The sequence below is a fragment of the Klebsiella sp. GW_Kp182 genome, from assembly GCF_040062275.1.
Classification (GTDB): domain Bacteria; phylum Pseudomonadota; class Gammaproteobacteria; order Enterobacterales; family Enterobacteriaceae; genus Klebsiella; species Klebsiella michiganensis.
Genome location: NZ_JBEAFQ010000060.1, coordinates 17,830 through 40,819, shown reverse-complemented (window position 1 = coordinate 40,819; position 22,990 = coordinate 17,830). Strand labels below are relative to the sequence as shown.

The window sequence follows — 22,990 nt, the reverse complement described above, 5'->3', positions numbered from 1 at the left end:
CTCGCGACCCCGACCTTGGCAAGGTCGTGCTCTACCAACTGAGCTATTCCCGCATACTTCTGGCCATATTTCTATGGCGTCGTGATTTGCATTTCTGCTTCGTCACGGGAGGCGCATTATACGAGAATTCGATTTACCTGCAACCCCCCTGAGCGCAATTTTTTTCGTTTTTGGTTTAAGTGACCACTTTATCACCACACACCGGCCTGAATTGTCTAAATAACCAGCAAATGCGGCAAAATCACTTTTTCCGGGCCCGCTAAAGGCGCAAAATCGCTCAAGTTTATAGGCGGATATCGCCCGCTGACGGTCAACAACGATGACAACCAGGGAAATAAAATGAAAAAAGCGCTTACCGTCCTGCTGCTGGCCACGCTTGCCACAGGAACAGCATCGGCAACAACGCTACATTTTGGGACAACGACGGCCAATCCGCCGTATGAAACCGTCAATGGTAAAAATCAGCCCACGGGTTTTGATATCGACCTGGCCAACGCGCTGTGCAGGCAGATGCAGGTCGAATGCAAATTCACTCCCCAGGGGTTCGATACCCTCATCCCGGCGCTGCGCTTTAAGAAATTCGACGCCGTGATTGCCGGTATCGAAGTGATTCCGATGCGAGAAAAGCAGGTTGCGTTCAGCCATCCCTATCGTCAGGCGCTGTCCGGCGTAGTTGTCACCGCGAAAGACGCCGCCCACACCTTTGCCGATCTGAAGGATAAAAAAATCGGCGTCGTGAAAGGCACCCTTCATCAGCACTATCTGCGGGACAAACAAAAAGCCGTGCATGCGGTGCCTTACGACAGCGACGAAAGCGCCCTGAGCGCGCTGAAAGAAGGCGTGATTAGCGGCGTGATGGGCGATCAGGAGACGTTAACGAAATGGCTCCAGGATAACCCCGACTACGCCATGATGGACGAACGCGCCACGGATCCCGGCTACTACGGTAAGCAGTACGCCATTGCGGTACGTAAAGACGATCCTGAGCTGCTGAATAACATCAATGCCGCTCTGGATGTCGTAAAAGCCTCGCCGGAGTTCCAGGCCATGGAACAGAAGTGGTTTAAATAGTCGGGGGGATGACCGGGGTGTGTTGGCCCCGGCACGGGCGTTAAAGCTTAATAAAGTGTTCGCGATAGTAGGCCAGTTCCGCGACCGATTCGCGAATATCGTCCATCGCCTGGTGGGTTCCTTGTTTCTTAAAGCCGTCGAGAATTTCCGGCTTCCAGCGACGAGCCAGCTCTTTCAGCGTGCTGACGTCCAGATAGCGGTAGTGGAAATACGTTTCCAGCTCAGGCATATATTTAAACAAGAAGCGGCGATCCTGGCCGATGCTATTGCCGCAGATCGGCGACTTACCCGCCGGTACCCACTTTTTGAGGAATTCGATAGTCGCCAGTTCGGCTTCACGATCGCCCTGGGTACTCGCCTTCACCCGTTCCACCAGCCCGCTGCCGGTATGGGTACGCACGTTCCACTCGTCCATCAGCGCCAGCTGCGCGTCTGACTGGTGCACCGCAATGGTCGGCCCTTCCGCCAGAATGTTCAGATTCGCGTCGGTCACCAGGGTGGCGATTTCGATGATGCGATCGCGCTCCGGATCCAGCCCCGTCATTTCAAGATCGATCCAAATCAGGTTGTTTTCATCTGCACTCATGTTATTTTCCACCCTTCTTACGTCACTATATTCATCTAAAATAGCGTGTATCATAGAGGTTTTGCCCGTACAGGGCGACCAGGAGCCAGTTCGATTGAGTAAAAATAAACTCTCCAAAGGCCAACAGCGCCGCGTGAAGGCCAACCACCAGCGCCGCCTGAAAACGACTTCGGAGAAGGCCGATTTTGATGACAACCTGTTCGGTGAGAAATCCGAAGGGACCGTCATTAGCCGCTTTGGCATGCATGCCGATGTCGAATCCGCCGACGGTAGCGTCCACCGTTGCAACATACGCCGCACTATCCGTTCGCTGGTCACCGGCGATCGCGTGGTCTGGCGGCCTGGCAAAAGCGAAGCTGACGGCGTCAACGTCAAGGGCATCGTCGAGGCCGTCCATGAACGGACCTCCGTATTGACGCGTCCGGATTTCTACGACGGCGTCAAACCCATCGCCGCCAATATCAATCAGATTGTCATTGTTTCCGCGATCTTGCCTGAGCTTTCTCCGAATATTATCGACCGCTACCTCGTGGCCTGCGAAACGCTGAACGTTGAGCCGCTGATCGTGCTCAATAAGATCGACCTGCTGGATCAGGCGAGCATGGACTTCGTCAACGAGCAAATGGACATCTATCGCCATATTGGTTACCGCGTACTGATGGTCTCCAGCCGCACGCAGGATGGCCTGAAGCCGCTTGAAGAGGCGCTCACCGATCGTATCAGTATCTTTGCCGGGCAGTCAGGGGTAGGCAAATCCAGCCTGCTGAACGCGCTGCTGGGCCTGCATGATGACCAAATCCTCACCAATGACGTTTCGGATGTCTCCGGACTGGGGCAGCACACCACCACAGCCGCGCGCCTGTACCACTTCCCGCACGGCGGCGATGTGATTGACTCGCCGGGCGTACGCGAGTTCGGCCTGTGGCATCTCGACGCGGAACAAATCACCCACGGCTTTGTCGAATTCCATGATTATTTAGGCCGCTGCAAATACCGCGACTGCAAACACGACAATGACCCGGGCTGCGCCATTCGCGAAGCGGTGGAGAAAGGCGAAATCGCCGAAAGCCGGTTTGAAAACTACCATCGCATTCTGGAAAGCATGGCGCAGGTACAGGTAAAAACGCGTAAAAGCTTTTCATCAACCGATGACTGACATTTAAGCTGAGCATCGTTAGAATCGTCCCCCTTTTTTCAGGCTCCGCTGCTACGCGGGGCCAGGAACGACAAATAATGGCCTGGAGGCTACCTTGTTAAACGATCTTAAACTTTCACTGCAATACATTCTGCCTAAACTGTGGCTCACCCGCCTCGCAGGCTGGGGTGCACGCAAACGAGCAGGCTGGCTGACAAAACTGGTCATCGATCTGTTCGTGAAATATTACAAGGTCGATATGAAAGAGGCGCAAAAGCCTGACACCGCCAGCTACCGTACCTTTAACGACTTCTTCGTTCGCCCGCTGCGCGACGACGTCCGTCCGCTAAACACAGACCCGAGCGTGCTGGTAATGCCCGCCGACGGCGTCATCAGCCAACTGGGCGCCATTGAAGACGACAAAATTTTGCAAGCTAAAGGCCATAACTACAGCCTGGAAGCGCTGCTGGCCGGTAACTACCAGATGGCTGACCTGTTCCGTAACGGTAGCTTCGTTACCACCTATCTTTCGCCGCGCGATTACCACCGCGTGCATATGCCGTGCAACGGTATTCTGCGCGAAATGATCTACGTGCCGGGGGATCTGTTTTCCGTAAACCATCTGACCGCGCAAAACGTGCCGAATCTTTTTGCCCGCAACGAGCGCGTCATCTGCCTGTTCGATACTGAGTTTGGCCCTATGGTGCAAATCCTCGTCGGCGCCACCATCGTCGGCAGCATCGAAACCGTGTGGTCCGGTACCGTCACGCCGCCGCGCGAAGGCATCATTAAGCGCTGGACCTGGCCTGCTGGCGATAGCGAAGGCTCCGTCGCCCTGCTGAAAGGCCAGGAGATGGGCCGCTTTAAGCTGGGCTCCACGGTGATTAACCTGTTTGCTCCGGGCCAGGTGAAGCTGGTTGAGCAGTTACAAAGCCTGTCGGTGACCAAAATAGGCCAGCCGCTGGCGCTCGCGCCTGAAGCCGCGGCGCCGGTAGAGCCCGCGCCGCTGGCGGAAGAAGAAGTCCGCGCTGAACACGCAGCCAGCCCGCTGGTTGACGATAAACAAGACGAAGGTTAATTCCTGAAAAAAGGTTACGCCGTGCGCCTGATATACACTTTCCTGTTGGCCTGGTGCCTCAGTTTTGGGGCGTACGCAGCGACAGCCCCGGATGCTAAACAGATAGCCCAGGAGCTGGAACAGGCGAAGGCGGCAAAGCCCGCCCAGCCTGAAACCGTTGAAGTCCTGCAATCTGCCCTGAACGCCCTTGAGGAGCGTAATGCTTCCCTTGAGCGCGCCCGCCAGTACCAGGACGTTATCGATAACTTCCCCAAACTGTCGCAAAACCTGCGCGCGCAGCTCAACAATCTCAGCGATGAGCCGCGCCAGGTCTCCACTACCCTCTCCTCCGATGCCCTGAACCAGGAGATTCTCCAGGTCAGCAGCCAGCTGCTGGAAGCCAGTCGTAAAGCTCAGCAGGAGCAGGATCGCGCCCGCGACATCGCCGACTCCCTCAACCAGCTGCCGCAGCAGCAGAGCGATGCCCGCCGCCAGCTGAATGAGGTTGAACGCCGGGTCGGCGCGCAAAGCAGCAATACCCCGCTGGCACAGGCGCAAAATCTTGGTCTGCAGGCGGAGTCCGCGCGGCTGAAAGCGCTGGTCGATGAGCTGGATCTGGCGCAGCTTTCCGCCAATAACCGCCAGGAGCTCTCACGGTTGCGATCCGAGCTGGCGCAGAAAGAGAGCGAGCAGCTCGACGCCTGGCTACAGGCGCTGCGAAATCAGCTCAATAACCAACGGCAGCGCGAGGCGGAGAAAGCGCTGGAAAGCACCGAACTGCTGGCGGAAAACAGCGAAAATCTGCCGCCGGATATCGTGGCGCAGTTTAAAGTTAACCGCGAGCTGTCGCAGGCGCTTAACCAGCAGGCGCAGCGGATGGATTTGATCGCCTCGCAGCAGCGCCAGGCGACCAATCAGACCCTCCAGGTGCGTCAGGCGTTAAACACCCTGCGCGAGCAGTCCCAGTGGCTGGGCTCTTCCAATCTGCTTGGCGAAGCCCTGCGCGCGCAGGTGGCGCGGCTGCCGGAAATCCCGCGGCCGCAGCAGCTGGATACCGAAATGGCGCAGCTGCGCGTGCAGCGTTTACGCTATGAAGATCAGCTCGGCAAACAGCCGCAGCTAAGACAAATTCGTCAGGCCAGCGGTGAACCGCTCACCGCGGAACAGACCCGTATTCTGCAGGCCCAGATGCGCACGCAGACCGAGCTGCTCAACTCCCTGCTGCGCGGCGGCGATACGCTTATGCTCGAACTGACCAAGCTGAAGGTCGCCAACGGTCAGCTAGAGGATGCGCTTAAAGAGATCAACGAAGCGACCCACCGCTATCTGTTCTGGACCTCGGACGTCAGCCCAATCGGCTTCTCATGGCCGCTGGAGATCGTTCAGGATCTCCGCCGCCTGATCTCGCTCGATACCATGAGCCAGCTCGGTAAGGCCAGCATGATGATGCTGACCAGTAAAGAGACCCTGCTGCCGCTCTTCGTCGCGCTCATTCTGGTGGGGTTCAGTATTAGCTCACGCCGCCATTTCACCAGCTTCCTTGAGCGCTCCAGCGCGCGCGTCGGTAAGGTTACGCAGGATCACTTCTGGCTCACCCTGCGCACGGTGTTCTGGTCCATACTGGTGGCCTCGCCGCTGCCGGTGCTGTGGATGACGCTGGGCTATGGCCTGCAGGCCGCCTGGCCTTTCCCGCTGGCCGTGGCGATTGGCGATAGCGTCACCGCCACGGTACCGCTGCTGTGGGTCGTGATGATTTGCGCCACGTTCGCCCGCCCTAACGGCCTGTTTATCGCCCACTTTGGCTGGCCGCGCAGCCGCGTCAGCAAAGCGATGCGCTACTACCTGATGAGCATCGGGCTGATCGTGCCGCTGATTATGGCGCTGATTACTTTCGATAACCTCAACGATCGCGAGTTCTCCGCCTCGCTGGGCCGCCTCTGCTTTATGCTGATTTGCGGCGCGCTGGCGATGGTGACCCTGAGCCTGAAACGCGCCGGCATTCCGCTGTATCTCGACAAAGAAGGCAGCGGCGACAATATGCTGAACCGGCTGCTGTGGAATATGCTGCTCGGCGCGCCGCTGATAGCGATGCTGGCGGCGGCGATCGGCTATCTCGCCACGTCGCAGGCGCTGCTCGCCAGGCTTGAAACCTCGGTCGCCATCTGGTTCCTGCTGCTGGTGGTTTATCACATCATACGCCGCTGGATGCTGATCCAGCGGCGCCGCCTGGCGTTCGATCGCGCGAAGCACCGCCGGGCGGAGATCCTCGCCCAGCGCGCCCGCGGCGAAGAGGAAGTCCAGCATACCAGCAGCCCGGAAGGTTCGATGGAAGCTGAGGTCAGCGAGGTCGATCTTGATGCCATCAGTACCCAGTCGTTGCGTCTGGTGCGCTCCCTGCTGATGCTGATCGCGCTGGTGTCGGTTATCGTGCTGTGGTCAGAAATCCACTCCGCGTTTGGCTTCCTGGAGAATATCTCGCTGTGGGACGTCACCTCCACGGTACAGGGCGTTGAGAGCCTGGAGCCGATTACCCTCGGCGCGGTGCTGATAGCCATCCTGGTGCTGATTATTACTACCCAGCTGGTGCGCAACCTGCCCGCGCTGCTGGAGCTGGCTATCCTCCAGCATCTGGAACTGACGCCGGGCACCGGCTACGCCATCACCACCATCACTAAGTATCTGCTGATGCTGATCGGCGGGCTGGTCGGCTTCTCGATGATTGGGATTGAGTGGTCCAAGCTGCAGTGGCTTATTGCCGCGCTCGGTGTGGGTCTCGGTTTTGGCCTGCAGGAGATCTTCGCCAACTTTATCTCGGGCCTGATTATCCTGTTTGAGAAACCGATCCGCATTGGCGATACGGTCACCATTCGCGATCTCACCGGCAGCGTGACGCGTATTAATACCCGCGCCACCACCATCAGCGACTGGGACCGTAAAGAGATTATCGTACCGAACAAGGCGTTCATCACCGAACAGTTCATCAACTGGTCGCTGTCGGATTCCGTGACCCGCGTGGTGCTAACGGTGCCTGCTCCGGTAGATGCCGATACCGAAGAGGTGGCGCAGATCCTGTTAAATGCCGCGCACCGCTGTTCATTGGTTATCGATACCCCGGCGCCGGAAGCGTTCCTCGTTGATCTGCAGCAGGGGATCCAGATTTTCGAGCTGCGTATCTACGCCGCCGAAATGGGTCACCGGATGCCGCTGCGCCACGAGATGCACCAGCTGATTCTGGCCGGATTCCGCGAGCACGGTATCGATATGCCGTTCCCGCCGTTCCAGATGCGCCTGGAGAGCATCGATGGCAGAAAAAGCAGCAGGGCGCTGACCTCGGCAGGGAAAACCAGCCGCACGCCCGGCAGCCTGTAAGAACGGCCTTGCCTGAACGCAGGCAAGGCCAGCGTTTTAGCTCTCCTCGACCATCAGCTGCACCGCCGTACGCCGGCGGTAATTCTCATAGATCCCCAGCGCCAGCAGCGAAAAGAAAGCCGGTCCGCCGACCATCCACAGCGCGCTGCTCCAGTCACCCGCTTCCATCACCGGCTCAATCACGGTAAAGATATTGGCAAATGCCACCACCAGTACCACAACGGCGGTCGCCAGCAGCGTCGAGCCGCGGTGTTTAAAAATCACAAAGGGGCGATCGAGATCCTGCTTCGCCTTAAAAAAAGGAAATGCCAGCGTTAAAAACAGATACGGCAGCGTCATAGAGACATTCGCCATCAGCGTCAGTTTGTTATAAAACGCCGACGCGGTATCGCCCCCAAAGGAAACCAGCAGAATAAACACGCTCACCAGCAGGCACTGCCACCACATGGCGTTCGCCGGCATACCGTTAGCGTTAATTCGCGTCATTGCTGAAGGCCAGAGCGCTTTTGGCGTGCCCTGAATAATCGCCTTTAACGGCGAGTAGCTCAGGGTAAAGAAAGCGCCGGTATAAGCGAGGAACATGGCGAGTCCGGTGATTCTGGCAAACCATAATCCGCTCAGGGCGGCGACGGCGGGCGGCAGATGCATCGCATTAGCCAGGGTGGCGCCAAGGCGGGTCATCAGCACGTAGGTGATATTACCGAGGTTCGTGGAAGGGTTGCTCAATACCTGCTGCCAGTTGGCGCTCACGCCCCACAGAACAATCGCCAGCGAATAGCCAACAGAAATGACGACCGCCGCGATAACAATGCCTTTGGCAAAATTCTTTTCCGGCTGCTCGGTTTTATCCACCAGACCGCCAACCGCTTCGATTCCGCCGTAGGCAAAGATGGCAAAAACCACGAACGATAGCATCGCCAGACCGGACTGATAGCCTGGATTAGGCGAGGCCGTGAAATCCAATGGTTGGGCAAAATGGCCGCCGTTGAGCAGTAAAATCACCAGGCTCACCAGCAGCAGGACCAGATTAAGGCCCATGACCGCGATCCCGCCGACGGCGGTAATTTTGGCGATTTTGTGCATGCCTTTTACCGCGACAAAGGTCACCAGCAGCATCCAGCACGCGGCAAGAATACCGACCGTTTGCGTGGAGGTCAGTCCGGCCAGCGCCCAGGATTGCGTTTTATCCGCGCCGAATAAGAATGTGGAAAACGGCACCCAAATTTTAGCCGCCGTGCTGACCATCCAGACCACATAGGATGAAAACCACATAAAGGCCCCCATAAACGCAAAGCGCGGGCCGACGCTATGATTCATCCATGAATAGATCCCGCCCTCCTCCTTACGATAGGCCGCTCCCATCTCCGCCATCATTAGCGCAAAAGGGATAAAGAAAAACAGAGCGGAGAAGAGATAAAACGGCATCGCGCTGTAGCCCATCAGGTAGAACGCAGAGGGGCTGTTTGCAAAACCAAATACCGAGGTGAAGATCATTAATATCAGCCCAATCAGGCTCATCTTCTTTATTTGCTGGTGCATAAATCTATCCAAACGCGGTATCGCGGCAGAGGATGCCGGATAGCCAAAAAAAATGAGCGCGGATAGTAGCAAAAACCCAAACGGTTCTTGTGGGTATTAGGGCTAAAAGGCGGGCTTCCCTTCCATCATCGAAAGGGAAGCTGAGAGAGGATCAGGCGCGGTCGACGGTGAAAGAGAGAACCTCACCGATGCTTTCTGCCCCCAGGGCCAGCATCACGACGCGGTCAACGCCCAGCGCCACGCCGGAACAATCCGGCAGCCCGGCTTCGAGAGCGGCCAGCAGATGACGATCGATTGGCTGCTGCGGCAGGCCGCGAGCGGCGCGCTTGCGGTTATCCTGCTCAAAACGCTGCTGCTGTTCGCGCGCATCGGTCAGCTCATGAAAACCGTTCGCCAGCTCAATGCCTTTGTAATAGACCTCGAAACGTTCCGCCACGCGGTGATCTTCGGTGCTGATTTGCGCCAGCGACGCCTGGCTTGCCGGGAAGTGATAAATAAACGTCGGACGATCTTTACCGATGTGCGGCTCGACGCCCATGGTAAAAAGTAGCTGAAGCAGCGTATCCCGGTCCTCTTCCGTATCGGCGATATTGCTCAGATCCAGCTTCGCCGCCACTTCACGCAGCTGCGTTTTATCCGCCGACAGCGGATCGATTTCCAGATGACGCTGGAAGGCTTGCTGATAGGAGAGGCTTTCGGCTGGCTGGCAGTCGAGGACCTGCTGGAGCAGATCGTCCACTTCATTGATCAGCCGGTACATGTCATAGCACGGACGATACCACTCCAGCATGGTGAATTCCGGGTTATGGTGGCGCCCCATCTCTTCATTGCGGAAGCTACGGCACAGCTGAAAGACCGGGCCGCAGCCGGCCGCCAGCAGGCGCTTCATGTGATACTCCGGGCTGGTCATCAGGTACAGGTTCAGCCCCTGAGAATGACCAGGACCGACGAAACGCGTCTCAAACGGGACCATATGAATATCCGTCACCGTCGCCTGACTCATGCAGGGCGTCTCCACCTCCAGCACGCCGCGGTCGGTAAAGAAACGGCGAATTTCCGCCATGACCGCTGCACGTTTTAATAGATTTGGAATGGATGCGCTCGGCTGCCAGGTTGCCGTTTCGCTCATGGTACGTTCTCCGATTTGAAACAAGGGCACGAAGTCTACTCGTAACTGGCGGATGAAACAAATTTTGTGCGAATACGTAAACGCGTTACATACACTTAATTTATTGATAACCCAAAAACATAAAGCAATGAGATAAACGACCGCACAGAACGATAAAAAAATCGAACACGTCAATTTTCCCTCATAACCCTACGGCTATACTCCTTACCTATAAAGGAGCAGTGATACGTTTTCGCCAGCCCGGCGGCGAAATAAACAAAAACTGGAGGAATGTCGTGCAAACTTTTCAAGCCGATCTTGCCGTAATAGGCGCAGGCGGAGCAGGTCTTCGCGCCGCAATAGCCGCCGCGCAAGCTAATCCAAATGCAAAAATAGCTCTAATTTCAAAAGTCTATCCTATGCGCAGCCATACCGTTGCTGCTGAAGGGGGTTCCGCTGCCGTCGCGCAGGATCATGATAGCTTCGAGTACCATTTTCACGACACCGTTGCCGGCGGCGACTGGCTATGTGAGCAGGACGTCGTTGACTACTTCGTTCATCACTGCCCGACGGAAATGACCCAGCTCGAACAGTGGGGATGCCCGTGGAGCCGCCGCCCGGACGGCAGCGTCAACGTCCGGCGATTCGGCGGTATGAAGATCGAACGAACCTGGTTCGCTGCCGATAAAACCGGCTTTCATATGCTGCACACCCTGTTCCAGACCTCGCTTCAATTCCCGCAAATCCAACGCTTCGACGAACATTTTGTTCTGGATATTCTGGTCGATGATGGGCAGGCTCGCGGTCTGGTCGCGATGAATATGATGGAAGGTACGCTGGTGCAGATCCGCGCCAACGCGGTAGTTCTGGCTACCGGCGGCGCTGGACGCGTGTATCGCTACAATACCAACGGCGGTATCGTCACCGGCGACGGGATGGGTATGGCGCTCAGCCACGGCGTACCGCTGCGCGATATGGAGTTCGTGCAGTATCACCCCACCGGCCTGCCGGGCTCCGGTATTCTGATGACGGAAGGCTGCCGCGGCGAAGGCGGTATTCTGGTCAACAAGAACGGCTACCGCTACCTGCAGGATTACGGCATGGGTCCGGAAACCCCGCTGGGCGAACCGAAAAATAAATATATGGAGCTGGGTCCGCGCGATAAAGTCTCCCAGGCTTTCTGGCACGAATGGCGCAAGGGCAACACGATCCCTACGCCGCGAGGCGATGTGGTCTATCTCGATCTGCGCCATTTGGGTGAGAAAAAGCTGCTTGAACGTCTGCCGTTTATCTGTGAACTCTCGAAAGCCTACGTTGGCGTCGATCCGGTAAAAGAGCCGATTCCGGTGCGTCCAACCGCACACTACACCATGGGCGGGATCGAAACCGACCAGCAGTGTGAAACCCGTATCAAAGGGCTGTTTGCCGTTGGCGAGTGTTCTTCCGTGGGTCTGCACGGCGCCAACCGCCTTGGCTCCAACTCCCTGGCGGAGCTGGTGGTCTTTGGTCGTCTGGCCGGTGAGCAGGCCATGCAGCGCGCAACCGAAGCGGGCGAAGCCAATAGCGCCGCGCTGGACGCGCAGGTCGTCGATATCGAGAAGCGCCTGAAAGATCTGGTTAATCAGGAAGGTAACGAGAACTGGGCGAAGATTCGCGACGAAATGGGTCTGTCGATGGAAGAAGGCTGCGGCATCTACCGTACGCCGGAGCTCATGCAGAAAACGGTCGATAAGCTCGCCGAGCTGCAGGAGCGCTTCAAGCGCGTGCGGATCACCGACACGTCCAGCGTGTTCAATACCGACCTGCTGTACACCATCGAACTGGGCCATGGTCTGAACGTCGCCGAATGTATGGCGCATTCCGCCCTCGCGCGTAAAGAGTCCCGCGGCGCGCATCAGCGCCTGGATGAAGGCTGCACCGAGCGCGACGACGTCAACTTCCTCAAGCATACCCTCGCCTTCCGCGATGCCGATGGTCACACCAGTCTGGAGTACAGTGATGTGAAAATCACCACTCTGCCGCCGGCAAAACGCGTGTACGGTGCGGAAGCGGAAGCAGCCGAGAAGAAGGAGACGACGAATGGCTGAGATGAAAAACATGAAAGTCGAAGTGGTGCGCTACAACCCGGAAGTGGACATCGCACCGCACAGCGCTTTCTATGAAGTTCCCTATGATGAGCAAACCTCGCTGCTTGATGCGCTGGGCTATATCAAAGACAACCTCGCGCCGGACCTCAGCTACCGCTGGTCCTGCCGCATGGCGATTTGCGGTTCCTGCGGCATGATGGTGAACAAGGTGCCAAAACTGGCCTGCAAAACCTTCCTGCGCGAATACACCAAAGGCATTAAAGTCGAGGCGCTGGCTAACTTCCCGATTGAGCGCGATCTGGTGGTCGATATGACCCACTTTATTGAAAGCCTGGAAGCGATTAAGCCGTACATCATTGGTAACCCGCGCACGCCCGATCAGGGGCCTAACACCCAGACCCCGGCGCAAATGGCCAAGTACCACCAGTTCTCCGGCTGCATTAACTGCGGCCTGTGCTACGCGGCCTGCCCGCAGTTTGGTCTTAATCCGGAGTTTATCGGCCCGGCGGCGATCACCCTCGCCCATCGCTACAACGAAGACAGCCGCGACCACGGTAAAAAGGAACGTATGGCGCAGCTTAACGGCCAGAATGGCGTCTGGACATGTACATTCGTGGGCTACTGCTCCGAAGTCTGCCCGAAACACGTCGACCCGGCGGCCGCGATCCAGCAGGGCAAGGTAGAAAGCTCGAAAGACTTTCTTATCGCCACCCTGAAACCACGCTAAGGAGTGCAGTATGACGACTAAACGCAAACCCTACGTGCGGCCGATGCCGTCCACCTGGTGGAAAAAGCTGCCGTTTTATCGCTTCTATATGCTGCGTGAGGGAACAGCGGTACCCACGGTCTGGTTCAGCATCGTGCTGATTTACGGATTGTTCGCACTGAAGCACGGCGCGGAGAGCTGGGCCGGGTATATCGGTTTTCTGCAAAATCCGATTGTCGTGATCCTGAACCTGATCACGCTTGCAGCCGCGCTGCTGCATACCAAAACCTGGTTTGAGCTGGCACCGAAAGCTGCCAATATTATCCTTAAAGGCGAGAAAATGGGGCCAGAGCCGGTTATTAAGGGGCTTTGGGTCGTCACTACGGTCGTCACCGTGGTGATCCTGTTTGTCGCGCTGTTCTGGTAAGGAGGCTGGAATGATTAATCCCAAACCAAAACGTTCTGATGAACCGGTATTCTGGGGGCTGTTTGGCGCTGGCGGCATGTGGGGAGCGATTGTCGCCCCCGTTATCGTGCTGCTGGTGGGTATTATGCTGCCGCTCGGACTGGCGCCCGCGGACGCCTTCAGCTACGAACGCGTGCTGGCTTTCGCCCATAGCTTTATTGGCCGCGCATTCATTTTCCTGATGATTGTGCTGCCGCTATGGTGTGGACTTCACCGTATTCACCATGCGATGCATGATTTGAAAATTCACGTACCCAACGGTAAGTGGGTCTTCTACGGCCTCGCGGCGATTCTGACCGTCGTCACTCTGGTCGGCATATTGTTCATCTAAAGCGCTCGCCGGAGGCCGCTTTTACCTCCTCGGCGATAAGCCCGGTAGCATTATGTTACCGGGCTCGCTTCTCAAGAAAATTCTGCCGCATTTTTCCTGCCTGAATCTACACTTAGCTTAAAACTGGCAAGGAAAACATTATGCGTCTGCTACCCGTTATTGCGGTTGTTGCCGCTTCATTTCTGCTTGTAGCCTGCAGCGCGCCGACGCCACCTTCTGGCGTAACCGTGGTCAGTCCGTTCAACCCTCAACGCTATCTTGGCACCTGGTATGAGATTGCCCGCTTCGATCACCATTTTGAGAGCGGTTTAGAAAAAGTTACCGCAACCTATAGCCTGCGCGACGATGGTGGGCTGGACGTGGTCAATAAGGGATACAACCCCGACCGGGGGATGTGGCAGAAAACCGACGGCGTGGCTTACTTTACCGGGGAGCCCACGCGAGCCGCGCTGAAAGTGTCGTTTTTCGGCCCCTTCTATGGCGGCTATAACGTGATTGCGCTGGACAAGGATTATCGCTACGCGCTGGTTTGCGGACCTGACCGGGATTATCTCTGGCTACTGGCGCGAGCGCCGAAAATCCCGCCAGAAGTGAAGCAGCAGATGCTGGATATCGCTACCCGGCAGGGATTCGACGTCAGCAAACTGCTGTGGGTCAATCAGCAGTATTAATGCGCGCTCATTTTCAAGCCAATGATACCAATCACAATACACGCCAGGCTGGCAATGCGCATCGGGCTGGCGGATTCGCCTAGCAGGATAATCCCCGTCACGGCTGCGCCGACCGCGCCAATTCCGGTCCAAACGGCGTAAGCCGTCCCCACGGGTAGCGTTTTCATCGCCCACGACAACAGCGCCATGCTGATGACCATGGCGGCAATCGTTATCACGCTTGGCACCAGGCGGCTAAACCCATGGGTATATTTCAGGCCGACAGCCCAGACGACTTCCAGCAGACCCGCGATAAACAGAATAAACCAGGACATATGGCTCCTTTGATGGGGCCGTCCCCAGATGTGAAACGCTTACAGGCCGTCCCGTAAGGTAGATGATATTCCGCAGGAATTATACACGACGTGGCAACGGTGAGGAAGAACGGTACGACCAACGGCCGTACCGCCATGGTCTATTGCTGAGCTTTGGTCGCGGCGCCCGAAATCGCGCTACCGCCTTCTGAAATATCCTGACCTACACCGCGCGTGGTGTTACATGCGGTCAGTACAGAGGAAAGTGCCAAAACCGTAAAGAACGCTGCAATCGCTTTTTTTACCATAATGTCATCCTTATTAACCAGTTTTAGTTATCGTGCTCTATAAGCATAGACAAACTGGTCCAGGATGAGGGAAGCGAGACGATTTTTAAGAGAAAAAGAAGTGAAGAAAGTGAATCAGATAGAGCGTGAGTATATGAATAAGAATTGCCTGATGAAATAAGATTAGCTGACCGCGTGAGAAATAGCATGACCCAGGCTCTGGATATCCTCGCCCACGCCGCGAGCCGTATTGCACCCGGCAAGCAGAGAACCGCTCAGCAATAACAGTAGCAACAGTTTCAGTGTAGGACTCATCTTCCTTGCCTGCGGTTTCAACCTGTAGAGGCGCAGCATGGCGCTGCGCCAACTCTTTCGCCGCCTGAATTACTTCACGCGGGAGACGTATTCGCCAGAACGAGTATCGACTTTGATGACTTCGCCAATCTGTACGAACAGAGGAACTTTAACCACTGCGCCAGTGGACAGCGTTGCAGGCTTGCCGCCGGTACCCGCGGTATCGCCTTTCAGGCCTGGATCGGTTTCAACGATTTCCAGCTCAACAAAGTTTGGCGGGGTGACGGAAATAGGCTGACCGTTCCACAGGGTCACGATGCATTCAGCCTGATCCAGCAGCCACTTAGCGTTATCGCCAACGGCTTTAGCATCAGCGGCCAGCTGTTCGAAGGTAGAGTTGTTCATAAAGTGCCAGAACTCACCGTCGTTATACAGGTAAGTCAGGTTCATATCGACAACGTCCGCACCTTCAGCAGAATCGGTAGACTTGAAGGTTTTCTCAACGCGAGTACCGGTCAACAGGCGGCGCAGCTTAACGCGCGCGAAAGCCTGGCCTTTGCCGGGTTTAACGAATTCACTGGCTTCAACGGCATAAGGTTCGCCGTCCATCATGATTTTAAGACCGGCACGAAAATCGTTGCTATAGTAAGTCGCCATAAGGCCCTCTGAAATTTTGTTAATTGGTAGCTAAGCCACAAAATGGCGCATATTGTAACCCTAAATACCCCATCCAGAGAAGATTGGTTAACGCAACTTGCCGATGTTGTGACCAGTCCTGATGAACTGCTGCATCTTTTAAATGTAGACGCAGATGCGAATCTATTGGCAGGACGTGATGCTAAGCGCCTGTTCGCACTGCGTGTTCCGCGGGCGTTTATTGCCCGTATGGAGCCAGGCAATCCCAACGATCCTCTTCTACGTCAGGTACTTACCTCCCAGGAAGAGTTTATTAATGCCCCAGGATTCTCTACCGATCCGCTGGAAGAACAGCATAGCGTTGTACCCGGTCTGCTGCATAAATACAGCAACCGTGCGCTACTGCTGGTGAAAGGCGGCTGCGCGGTAAATTGTCGTTATTGCTTCCGTCGTCACTTCCCCTATGCTGAAAACCAGGGCAATAAGCGTAACTGGCAGCAGGCCCTGGAGTACATTTCGGCACATCCCCAGCTGGATGAGATCATTTTTTCCGGCGGCGATCCGCTTATGGCCAAGGATCATGAACTCGACTGGCTATTGACGCAGCTGGAATCTATTCCGCACATCAAGCGCCTGCGTATTCACAGCCGGCTGCCCATTGTGATTCCTGCGCGTATTACTGATACGCTGGTTGCACGTATTGCTGCATCATCGTTACAGGTACTGCTGGTAAACCACGTTAACCACGCCAACGAGATTGATGCGGCGTTTCGTGCGTCCATGAAAAAACTGCGTATGGCTGGCGTGACCTTATTGAATCAAAGCGTGCTGCTGCGCGGCGTAAATGATAACGCCAACACGCTTGCCGACCTGAGCAACGCGCTATTCGACGCCGGCGTCATGCCTTATTATCTGCACGTGTTAGACAAAGTGCAGGGAGCGGCGCATTTTATGGTCAGTGACGAAGAGGCCAGAGCGATCGTGCGCGAATTGCTGACGCTGGTGTCCGGCTATTTAGTACCAAAACTTGCGCGGGAAATCGGCGGGGAACCCAGCAAGACGCCCCTCGACTTGGGGTTAAAGCAGCAATAGTCAATCCGTCTGCCGGGCATGGCCAGGCAGACTGCCTATTTGCTATTACTCACTGGTATATAACTACTACTGCTTAATCATTTTCGTAAAACCAGTCGTTATCCTTTCTGAAAGAAAGTAAAAGCAAATATAAAAGCAAGCTGTAGACCCATTCATTAAAGCTACAAGAAAAGAGAAAGAATGTTTGCTGCGGTCATAACCAATAGCAGGGGTAAAATCCACTTGGGTAATTTGAACTCTGTTGCTTTATTGTCATTGAAACTTTTTTGCGCATCTTCCTGAATGGCTAAATTATGAGTCACATTGTTCTCAACCGGAGGCGAAGATGTGCTCGCGGTGATCTGCACATTTTCAGGGTTTTCTGGCTCTTTTTCGTCCGTTCGGAAGAATGACGCGATATTTGATCCTGCGGCGAGAACAAATCCCCGCTGCCTTACTGTGACAATAATATCTTGCGATAATCCTGCTTTCAGTAATGATTTTCTTAGCAAGGAAATGTTCTGATAGAACGTATTCTGAGAAACAACAATCCCTCTATTTTTCCACACTATATCCAGAAACTCCTCCCTGGATATAATCTTCCCGTTGCTTTCGAGCAAAAGTTGCAGGCAGCGTGCCGTTGGCACATTGAGGGTCACGCTGTCCCCATTCTCTCCTACAGGCTGTAGCTCATTCATATTTACATTAAAAATAACTTCATTATTAATGATATATTCATTGAATATCATAATCCCAATCCTCTCTCACCATTCCATATGAAACAAAGATGAATTAAATTCAAATTCACCTTTAGCAAACACAACACATCCCTTTTAGCCTGCCAGATTAGATAATTTCAAGGATAAATTCCCGCTCCTCCCAGAGCAAAGATAATATTATCATGATATTTGAACCAAATGGAAGACTGATTTACAACTATACGTTCCAGATACGCTCGTTATTATCTACGAAGTCTACTTGTGAATTTGCAACCTTCAATAAACAAGCTTTAAATTCAAGCAGAATTCACATGCATTTTATCTACCCTGCACTTAGATTTGTTACCGCTCCGGCACAATACGCGCTGATTTGTACAATAGTGGCGGCAGGAGAAAGATAACGATAGCGCTCAGGCAGCATAGCGGAATGCTAGTTATTACTATTCATACTAATTAACATCCACGCCATGACGCTATTCAGGACTTTAGTATCTCTATATGGATTAAATAAATGAAAAAAACAATTGTAGCTGTAATGGTCGCTGCTTCAGCAGTTCTGAGTGCCCAGGCTTTTGCGGCAGGGAACAGTTCTAACCTGACTATTCTGGGCAACGTAACCGACACCGGCGAATCCTGTAACGTAACGCCGTCCGCGATGATTTCAGGCGGATCTTTAACGCTGGATGATGTAAAAGCATCCGTGCTGGAGGCCCTGGCTGTCAACGCACCGTATATGTCTACAGCAAAAGATATTGAGTACAAAATCGAAGACTGCCAGAAAGGCGCTAAAGACTTTAGTGGCAATATCAACGTCACCGTAACAGGCGACTATATCAGCGGCCAGGATGACGTGCTGACCAACTCCGCGGCCAGCCCGGCGACTAACGCTGCGGTTACCGTGGTTAATACCGATGGAACTCGCGTAAGCTTCACCGGCACTACGCCTAAGGTTATTGCATATACTGCGGGTACGCCTTCTTATCTGCGTTATAAAGCCGCATACGTTAAAACCGCAAATGGCGTTACCGATGGTGCAGTTAAGGGTGTAGCAACCTTTACTATTAGCTACTAATAAGCATGCCGGGGTTTACCTGAGGTAAACCCCATTCTTATATTCAGGGAATGAATTATGCTGAAGTCATTATTAAGGCTAACTACACTTTCTTTTATTACCATCAGCTTCGTAGCCCACAGCGGAGTCGTGGTGGATTCAACCCGTCATCTTTATAAAGAAGGCGCGCGAGAAATCAGCGCAAACATTGAAAATAAAGATGATACGCCATATCTTATTAAATCCTGGGTAGAAGCACCTGAAGGAACGAAAGACAGCTTTTTTATGGTGACGCCTCCACTTTTCCGTCTGGAGGGAAAGCAAACGAATACGGTGCGTGTTTTTCCTAATGCGTATATATCCAAAGCACCAAAGGATCGTGAAACCGTCTACTTCTTTAACGTTATGTCTATCCCGCCAACCAGCGATAGTGAAGCCGATAAAAACAAGCTACAGCTCGCCGTTCGCCACAGAATGCGCCTCATCTATCGTCCACGCGCTATTCAGGATATGAATATTACTACTGAGGCCAGAAATCTGCAGTGGCGTAAGTCCGGTAATAAAATAACGTTAAAAAACCCGACCCCATTCTTTATTTATTTTAAAACAATAACAATAAACGGCAGGGATATTACTAGTTCAGTTAATAACATTGATGCTTTTTCCAGCAAAGAATTTACTTTGCCTGCAGGTATAAATGGTTCAGAGATCGTATGGAAGGTGGCTACGGATAATGGGGGCTCGGGCCCAGCTAACACCTCATCGATTTAAATTCTTTTTCATTGGCCAGGGTGAAAAGTATGTCTATTTCAATAAAAAAGATGGGAGGGGCGCTATCCGGAACCTACCACACATTTTTCGTTCTCGTTCCGGCGCTCGCTCTCGGTTTAAGCGCTAATGCCCTGGCACGTGATTTTTTTGATCCCGCTTTTATAAAGTCAGTAAATCAGGGCGATCCATCCTCAATACCGGACCTGTCCCTGTATTCAACCAGGGATGCACAGGCACCAGGAGTGTACCGCATTGACGTTATTTTAAATAATAGTCTGCAAGAAACGGCCGATATTCGCTTTGTTGACAAAAAAGATCCGGCGACTGATGCCTTAAAACTCGCGCCATGTTTAAGCATTGCTAAATTAACCACCTATGGTTTACGTTCCGAAGCATTTCCAACATTAAAAGAGGATGCTAACGGCTGTGCTGATACGAGCGTCATCCCGGATTTCACCACCGATTTTAACTTTAATACTCAACAGCTGCTGATATCCATACCGCAGGCAGCCCTGTCGACGATAGCTCAGGGATTTGTTTCTCCCGATGAGTTTGATGACGGTATTAACGCCTTGCTGACCAACTATCAGTTCAGTTCAGGCAAAGACTATGAAGCAGACAATGAGTATTACAATCTTAACCTACAATCCGGCCTGAACATTGGGCCGTGGCGCCTGCGCAACCTTAGTACCTGGAATAAATCAGCAGGTACGAAGAGTGACTGGGATTCCGTCTATCTCTATGCGCAGCGAAGCATTGTGTCGTTGAAAAGCACTTTAGTCATGGGTGAAAGCACCTCTCTCTCCAGCATTTTTGACAGCGTGCCCTTCACGGGGATTCAGCTGGCAACCGATACGGATATGATTCCTGAAAGCCTGCGCGGTTTCGCACCAATTGTTCGGGGTATTGCCAGGACCAACGCTCGCATCGTCATTAAACAGAATGGCTATCAAATCTACCAGGCCTTTGTCGCTCCGGGCGCTTTCGAAATCACCGATCTCTACTCGACCGGCGGCAACGGTGACCTTTACGTCACCGTCGAGGAGTCCGATGGTTCCCAACAGAACTTCGTCGTGCCTTACGCCTCTCTGCCATTAATGCTCAGAGAAGGCCAGATGGAGTATGAGGTCACGAGCGGTAAATATCGCCCATATGACGGCAATATAGATGAAAAACCGTTTACGCAGGCTACGATCGGCTACGGTGTCTTAAGCAACACCACTTTCTATACCGGTTTGCAGGCGGCATCCAACTATCAGGCGCTCGCTTTCGGAGTCGGGCAAAACCTTGGCGATATTGGCGCGGTTTCCGCAGACGTCACGACAGCCTGGTCCCACAAGAAAGATAAAGATAAAACGTCCGGCCAATCCTGGCGTATCCGCTATGGTAAAAATATTCTTGAGACCGGCACCAATATTACCGTAGCCGGCTACCGCTATTCGACCTCCGGGTACAATACGCTAAGCGATGTGATGAACACCTATAGCAACAGATACGGCGGCTATACTCCACGCTCTCTGCGTAACAGAACCAATATTACCGTGAGCCAAAGCCTGGGGGCCGGGTTAGGTAGCCTTTCTGTATCCGGTATATTCGAGGATTACTGGGACAGCAAGCGCCACAATAACTCGCTGAATATTGGTTACAACGGCGGGTTCCGTCGCTTTAACTATTATGCCGGCTATAGCTATAGCCGCTACAGCTGGGGAAATAGTGGCTCCGGCCGTTATGTAGAGGATGACCATGTCGTTTCATTTAATATCTCTATTCCTTTAAGCGAGTGGTTGCCTAATGCTTATGCGACCTACAACGTCACCAACAGCAGCCCGGGCTCGACCGATCAGTATGTTTCTCTGAGCGGGGTGGCGCTGGAAAATCATAACCTCGACTGGAACGTACAGCAGGGCTACAGCAATCGGGAGGATGCCAGCGGCGGCGTCTACGGCAACTATCGTGGTTCAACGGGTTCAGTTAACGCCGGCTACAGTTATGCCAAACATAGCCAGTTGATTAACTATGGTCTCAGCGGCGGCGTATTAATGCATGCCGACGGTATTACCCTGGGTCAGGAAATGTCTGAAACCGCCGTACTGGTTAAAGCACCCGGGCTGAAAAATGTACGCCTGGAAAACGACGCGACTATCGAAACGGACTCCCGCGGCTACGCGATTATTCCGTACGTTACGCCATACCATCGGACCAACGTAACCTTAGATAGCACGACTCTGGGGAATAATATGGAATTGCCAAATACGACGCAAAAAGTCGTGCCTACACGTGCAGCCGTGGTACGGGCGAACTTCGCGGGTAATATTGGCCGCCGCGCATTCCTTATCCTTAAGAGAGCATCAGGCGAAAACGTGCCGTATGGCGCAACGGTAACGTCAACTACCGATAAAAATGCCCAGGCCAGTATCGTGTCTGATGGTGGGATGGTCTACATGTCCGGTCTAAAAGATAACGGTGAAGTCTATGCCCAGTGGGGTTCAAAGACTGGCCAGCAGTGTAAAGCGGCTTATAGTCTGGCCAGGGAAATCGAAGGCATCGCGCAGACGACTGCGGTTTGCCACCAACAGGGAAAGTAATACTATGAAATGTCTTTTTTTTATTATTAGTTTACTCAGCATAAGCTTACAGGCGGTGGCTACCTGCTCATATAGTAAAACGGGTGGCGGTGCGATTACCGTTAGTTTTAACGGTTCTGTCATCGCGGATTCCACATTACCTAACGGTAGCATATTAGCGTCGGCAAGACGTGGAAGTGTAAATCCCAAAACATTTTCATCGTGTAGTTCCAGCGATGTTTATGTCGTCAGAACCGTACCTGTCGTAAGCCCATCTAATATTACTAAAATTGGTGGAAAAATAGTTTATGAGACAGGTATCCCCGGTATTGGGTTTCAGATTTCTGATATTACCTTACCATCAGTTAACTATTTTTCCCCTGCAGAAATAGATCAGCCAGAAATAGCCAGCAATCATTATTTTTCTAAAGCGTCTGGACAGGTCATGGTCTGGTTAGTGAAAACCGGCCCCATAACGAAACAAAAGGGAAACAAAACGGCGGTTTATTTTATGGCTGGCCCGCCAAATCAGACCAACACGGGTGCATCGAATACCGCTGAATTATTCAGAATCAATGTGGATTTGACTAACATTACTTTTAAGGAAACTACCTGCGAAATCTCGCCGCGCAATGGAGGTATCGTAAAACTATCAACCATTGATATTTCGGATTTAAATTCCGTAGCAGTCGGCAGTGCCGCAGGCAAGTCCAAAAATATTATACTCGATATTAACTGCCCGGATTCAGAAATCAATAAAAAATATGTTTACTGGTTTAGCCCTATATCTGTAGCATCAACAAGCGTAAATGGACTATTACTAAATTCATTACCAGACGGCGCTCAAAACATAGGTATCATTCTTAAAAAAAATGGTTCTGCGATAAAATTTAACGATCTGAGTGCCTACCCCTTCGTCAGTACTAAGAGTCAGGATTTAACGCTCACTGCTGACTATTTTAAAATCGCTAAAAATGTCTCTGCAGGCATCACTGGGGAGATAAAAACAGATTTAGAGGTCATCCTGCAGGAGGAATAATTCCCCTGTGAGCAAGGATATAAGCATATACCAGCAAGTTTTACATAGACTTAATGATGAATAAAAGCAAAAACGTTATAAATCCAAAATTATTCGAGTGGTGAGTGAGAGAATACCTGGCAGTTTACTGCATTAAGTG

Annotated in this window: 22 protein-coding genes; 14 read left to right on the top strand and 8 right to left on the bottom strand. The window is 53.2% G+C overall.

Annotation, left to right across the window (positions count from 1 at the left end):
• Positions 1-339: 339 nt before the first annotated feature.
• Positions 340-1,071, top strand: a complete 732-nt coding sequence (locus tag ABLU88_RS24910; RefSeq protein ID WP_025107636.1) for an arginine ABC transporter substrate-binding protein — start codon at positions 340-342, stop codon at positions 1,069-1,071.
• 40 nt (positions 1,072-1,111) lie between these two features.
• On the opposite strand, the gene orn is transcribed toward ABLU88_RS24910, so the two are convergent.
• On the bottom strand, positions 1,112-1,657 hold the full coding sequence (gene orn, locus ABLU88_RS24905; RefSeq protein WP_049082935.1) for an oligoribonuclease: 546 nt from the start codon (positions 1,655-1,657) through the stop codon (positions 1,112-1,114).
• Positions 1,658-1,751: 94 nt separating this feature from the next.
• Here orn and rsgA point away from each other — a divergent pair, with 94 nt between their 5' ends.
• The 3 genes from rsgA to mscM all read left to right on the top strand — a co-directional run bounded on the left by rsgA (position 1,752) and on the right by mscM (position 7,218).
• A complete protein-coding gene (rsgA, locus tag ABLU88_RS24900; RefSeq protein WP_004097952.1) occupies positions 1,752-2,813 on the top strand; it encodes a small ribosomal subunit biogenesis GTPase RsgA in 1,062 nt (353 codons plus the stop codon).
• A gap of 94 nt (positions 2,814-2,907) precedes the next feature.
• Positions 2,908-3,870: an archaetidylserine decarboxylase gene (gene asd, locus ABLU88_RS24895; RefSeq protein WP_048262026.1), complete on the top strand. Its 963-nt coding sequence runs from the start codon at positions 2,908-2,910 to the stop codon at positions 3,868-3,870.
• A gap of 21 nt (positions 3,871-3,891) precedes the next feature.
• Positions 3,892-7,218: a miniconductance mechanosensitive channel MscM gene (gene mscM / locus ABLU88_RS24890; RefSeq protein WP_048262028.1), complete on the top strand. Its 3,327-nt coding sequence runs from the start codon at positions 3,892-3,894 to the stop codon at positions 7,216-7,218.
• A gap of 36 nt (positions 7,219-7,254) precedes the next feature.
• Here the strand turns inward: mscM and yjeM are convergent, their stop codons facing one another.
• On the bottom strand, positions 7,255-8,757 hold the full coding sequence (gene yjeM, locus ABLU88_RS24885; protein WP_046876848.1) for a glutamate/gamma-aminobutyrate family transporter YjeM: 1,503 nt from the start codon (positions 8,755-8,757) through the stop codon (positions 7,255-7,257).
• Positions 8,758-8,908: 151 nt separating this feature from the next.
• Entirely contained in the window at positions 8,909-9,886 is a 978-nt protein-coding gene (epmA, locus tag ABLU88_RS24880; protein ID WP_025107640.1) for an elongation factor P--(R)-beta-lysine ligase, read from the bottom strand.
• A gap of 275 nt (positions 9,887-10,161) precedes the next feature.
• Here epmA and frdA point away from each other — a divergent pair, with 275 nt between their 5' ends.
• From frdA to ABLU88_RS24855, 5 genes are all read left to right on the top strand, one after another.
• Complete coding sequence (gene frdA, locus ABLU88_RS24875) at positions 10,162-11,952, top strand: fumarate reductase (quinol) flavoprotein subunit (RefSeq protein WP_025107641.1); 1,791 nt, start codon at positions 10,162-10,164, stop codon at positions 11,950-11,952.
• Positions 11,945-12,679: a succinate dehydrogenase/fumarate reductase iron-sulfur subunit gene (locus ABLU88_RS24870; protein ID WP_004097940.1), complete on the top strand. Its 735-nt coding sequence runs from the start codon at positions 11,945-11,947 to the stop codon at positions 12,677-12,679. The genes frdA and ABLU88_RS24870 overlap by 8 nt, the downstream gene beginning before the upstream one ends.
• Positions 12,680-12,689: 10 nt before the next feature.
• Positions 12,690-13,085: a fumarate reductase subunit FrdC gene (gene frdC, locus ABLU88_RS24865; protein ID WP_348838326.1), complete on the top strand. Its 396-nt coding sequence runs from the start codon at positions 12,690-12,692 to the stop codon at positions 13,083-13,085.
• A 10-nt stretch (positions 13,086-13,095) separates the two neighbouring features.
• Positions 13,096-13,455, top strand: a complete 360-nt coding sequence (gene frdD / locus ABLU88_RS24860) for a fumarate reductase subunit FrdD (RefSeq protein ID WP_004097938.1) — start codon at positions 13,096-13,098, stop codon at positions 13,453-13,455.
• Positions 13,456-13,595: 140 nt separating this feature from the next.
• Positions 13,596-14,126: a lipocalin family protein gene (locus ABLU88_RS24855; RefSeq protein WP_025107642.1), complete on the top strand. Its 531-nt coding sequence runs from the start codon at positions 13,596-13,598 to the stop codon at positions 14,124-14,126.
• Here the strand turns inward: ABLU88_RS24855 and sugE are convergent.
• The 4 genes from sugE to efp all read right to left on the bottom strand — a co-directional run bounded on the left by sugE (position 14,123) and on the right by efp (position 15,657).
• Positions 14,123-14,440 carry a quaternary ammonium compound efflux SMR transporter SugE gene (sugE, locus tag ABLU88_RS24850; protein ID WP_014227609.1) on the bottom strand — a complete coding sequence of 106 codons (318 nt, stop codon included), beginning with the start codon at positions 14,438-14,440 and terminating at the stop codon, positions 14,123-14,125. The two genes, ABLU88_RS24855 and sugE, sit on opposite strands and share 4 nt — an antisense overlap.
• A gap of 140 nt (positions 14,441-14,580) precedes the next feature.
• Complete coding sequence (gene ecnB / locus ABLU88_RS24845) at positions 14,581-14,727, bottom strand: lipoprotein toxin entericidin B (protein WP_004097935.1); 147 nt, start codon at positions 14,725-14,727, stop codon at positions 14,581-14,583.
• A 162-nt stretch (positions 14,728-14,889) separates the two neighbouring features.
• Positions 14,890-15,021: an entericidin A/B family lipoprotein gene (locus ABLU88_RS24840; RefSeq protein WP_025107643.1), complete on the bottom strand. Its 132-nt coding sequence runs from the start codon at positions 15,019-15,021 to the stop codon at positions 14,890-14,892.
• Between the two features lie 69 nt (positions 15,022-15,090).
• Positions 15,091-15,657 (bottom strand): elongation factor P, encoded by a 567-nt coding sequence (gene efp, locus ABLU88_RS24835; protein ID WP_004097931.1) that lies wholly within the window; start codon positions 15,655-15,657, stop codon positions 15,091-15,093.
• A 42-nt stretch (positions 15,658-15,699) separates the two neighbouring features.
• Between efp and epmB the strand changes: the two genes are divergently transcribed.
• Complete coding sequence (epmB, locus tag ABLU88_RS24830) at positions 15,700-16,728, top strand: EF-P beta-lysylation protein EpmB (RefSeq protein ID WP_032695144.1); 1,029 nt, start codon at positions 15,700-15,702, stop codon at positions 16,726-16,728.
• 161 nt (positions 16,729-16,889) lie between these two features.
• Here the strand turns inward: epmB and ABLU88_RS24825 are convergent, their stop codons facing one another.
• On the bottom strand, positions 16,890-17,456 hold the full coding sequence (locus ABLU88_RS24825; RefSeq protein WP_004097927.1) for a winged helix-turn-helix domain-containing protein: 567 nt from the start codon (positions 17,454-17,456) through the stop codon (positions 16,890-16,892).
• 481 nt (positions 17,457-17,937) lie between these two features.
• On the opposite strand from ABLU88_RS24825, the gene ABLU88_RS24820 reads away from it, so the two are divergent.
• Genes ABLU88_RS24820 through ABLU88_RS24805 form a run of 4 tightly spaced genes read left to right on the top strand, consistent with a single transcriptional unit; the run spans position 17,938 to position 22,851 of the window.
• Complete coding sequence (locus ABLU88_RS24820) at positions 17,938-18,498, top strand: type 1 fimbrial protein (protein WP_025107645.1); 561 nt, start codon at positions 17,938-17,940, stop codon at positions 18,496-18,498.
• A 57-nt stretch (positions 18,499-18,555) separates the two neighbouring features.
• Positions 18,556-19,248 (top strand): molecular chaperone, encoded by a 693-nt coding sequence (locus ABLU88_RS24815; RefSeq protein WP_048262030.1) that lies wholly within the window; start codon positions 18,556-18,558, stop codon positions 19,246-19,248.
• A 50-nt stretch (positions 19,249-19,298) separates the two neighbouring features.
• Entirely contained in the window at positions 19,299-21,833 is a 2,535-nt protein-coding gene (locus ABLU88_RS24810) for a fimbria/pilus outer membrane usher protein (RefSeq protein ID WP_348838332.1), read from the top strand.
• Positions 21,834-21,837: 4 nt separating this feature from the next.
• The gene (locus ABLU88_RS24805; protein WP_025107648.1) at positions 21,838-22,851 is read left to right on the top strand and encodes a fimbrial protein; all 1,014 of its coding nucleotides are present in this window, start codon (positions 21,838-21,840) and stop codon (positions 22,849-22,851) included.
• Positions 22,852-22,990: the final 139 nt, after the last annotated feature.

Coding starts and splice junctions, on each gene's coding strand:
- ABLU88_RS24815 (WP_048262030.1), top strand. CDS start 18,556: ATGCTGAAGTCATTATTAAGGCTAACTACACTTTCTTTTATTACCATC.
- ABLU88_RS24820 (WP_025107645.1), top strand. CDS start 17,938: ATGAAAAAAACAATTGTAGCTGTAATGGTCGCTGCTTCAGCAGTTCTG.
- orn (WP_049082935.1), bottom strand. CDS start 1,657: ATGAGTGCAGATGAAAACAACCTGATTTGGATCGATCTTGAAATGACG.
- ABLU88_RS24825 (WP_004097927.1), bottom strand. CDS start 17,456: ATGATATTCAATGAATATATCATTAATAATGAAGTTATTTTTAATGTA.
- epmB (WP_032695144.1), top strand. CDS start 15,700: ATGGCGCATATTGTAACCCTAAATACCCCATCCAGAGAAGATTGGTTA.
- frdC (WP_348838326.1), top strand. CDS start 12,690: ATGACGACTAAACGCAAACCCTACGTGCGGCCGATGCCGTCCACCTGG.
- frdD (WP_004097938.1), top strand. CDS start 13,096: ATGATTAATCCCAAACCAAAACGTTCTGATGAACCGGTATTCTGGGGG.
- ecnB (WP_004097935.1), bottom strand. CDS start 14,727: ATGGTAAAAAAAGCGATTGCAGCGTTCTTTACGGTTTTGGCACTTTCC.
- ABLU88_RS24870 (WP_004097940.1), top strand. CDS start 11,945: ATGGCTGAGATGAAAAACATGAAAGTCGAAGTGGTGCGCTACAACCCG.
- epmA (WP_025107640.1), bottom strand. CDS start 9,886: ATGAGCGAAACGGCAACCTGGCAGCCGAGCGCATCCATTCCAAATCTA.
- ABLU88_RS24855 (WP_025107642.1), top strand. CDS start 13,596: ATGCGTCTGCTACCCGTTATTGCGGTTGTTGCCGCTTCATTTCTGCTT.
- yjeM (WP_046876848.1), bottom strand. CDS start 8,757: ATGCACCAGCAAATAAAGAAGATGAGCCTGATTGGGCTGATATTAATG.
- ABLU88_RS24840 (WP_025107643.1), bottom strand. CDS start 15,021: ATGAGTCCTACACTGAAACTGTTGCTACTGTTATTGCTGAGCGGTTCT.
- sugE (WP_014227609.1), bottom strand. CDS start 14,440: ATGTCCTGGTTTATTCTGTTTATCGCGGGTCTGCTGGAAGTCGTCTGG.
- ABLU88_RS24805 (WP_025107648.1), top strand. CDS start 21,838: ATGAAATGTCTTTTTTTTATTATTAGTTTACTCAGCATAAGCTTACAG.
- efp (WP_004097931.1), bottom strand. CDS start 15,657: ATGGCGACTTACTATAGCAACGATTTTCGTGCCGGTCTTAAAATCATG.
- ABLU88_RS24810 (WP_348838332.1), top strand. CDS start 19,299: ATGGGAGGGGCGCTATCCGGAACCTACCACACATTTTTCGTTCTCGTT.
- ABLU88_RS24910 (WP_025107636.1), top strand. CDS start 340: ATGAAAAAAGCGCTTACCGTCCTGCTGCTGGCCACGCTTGCCACAGGA.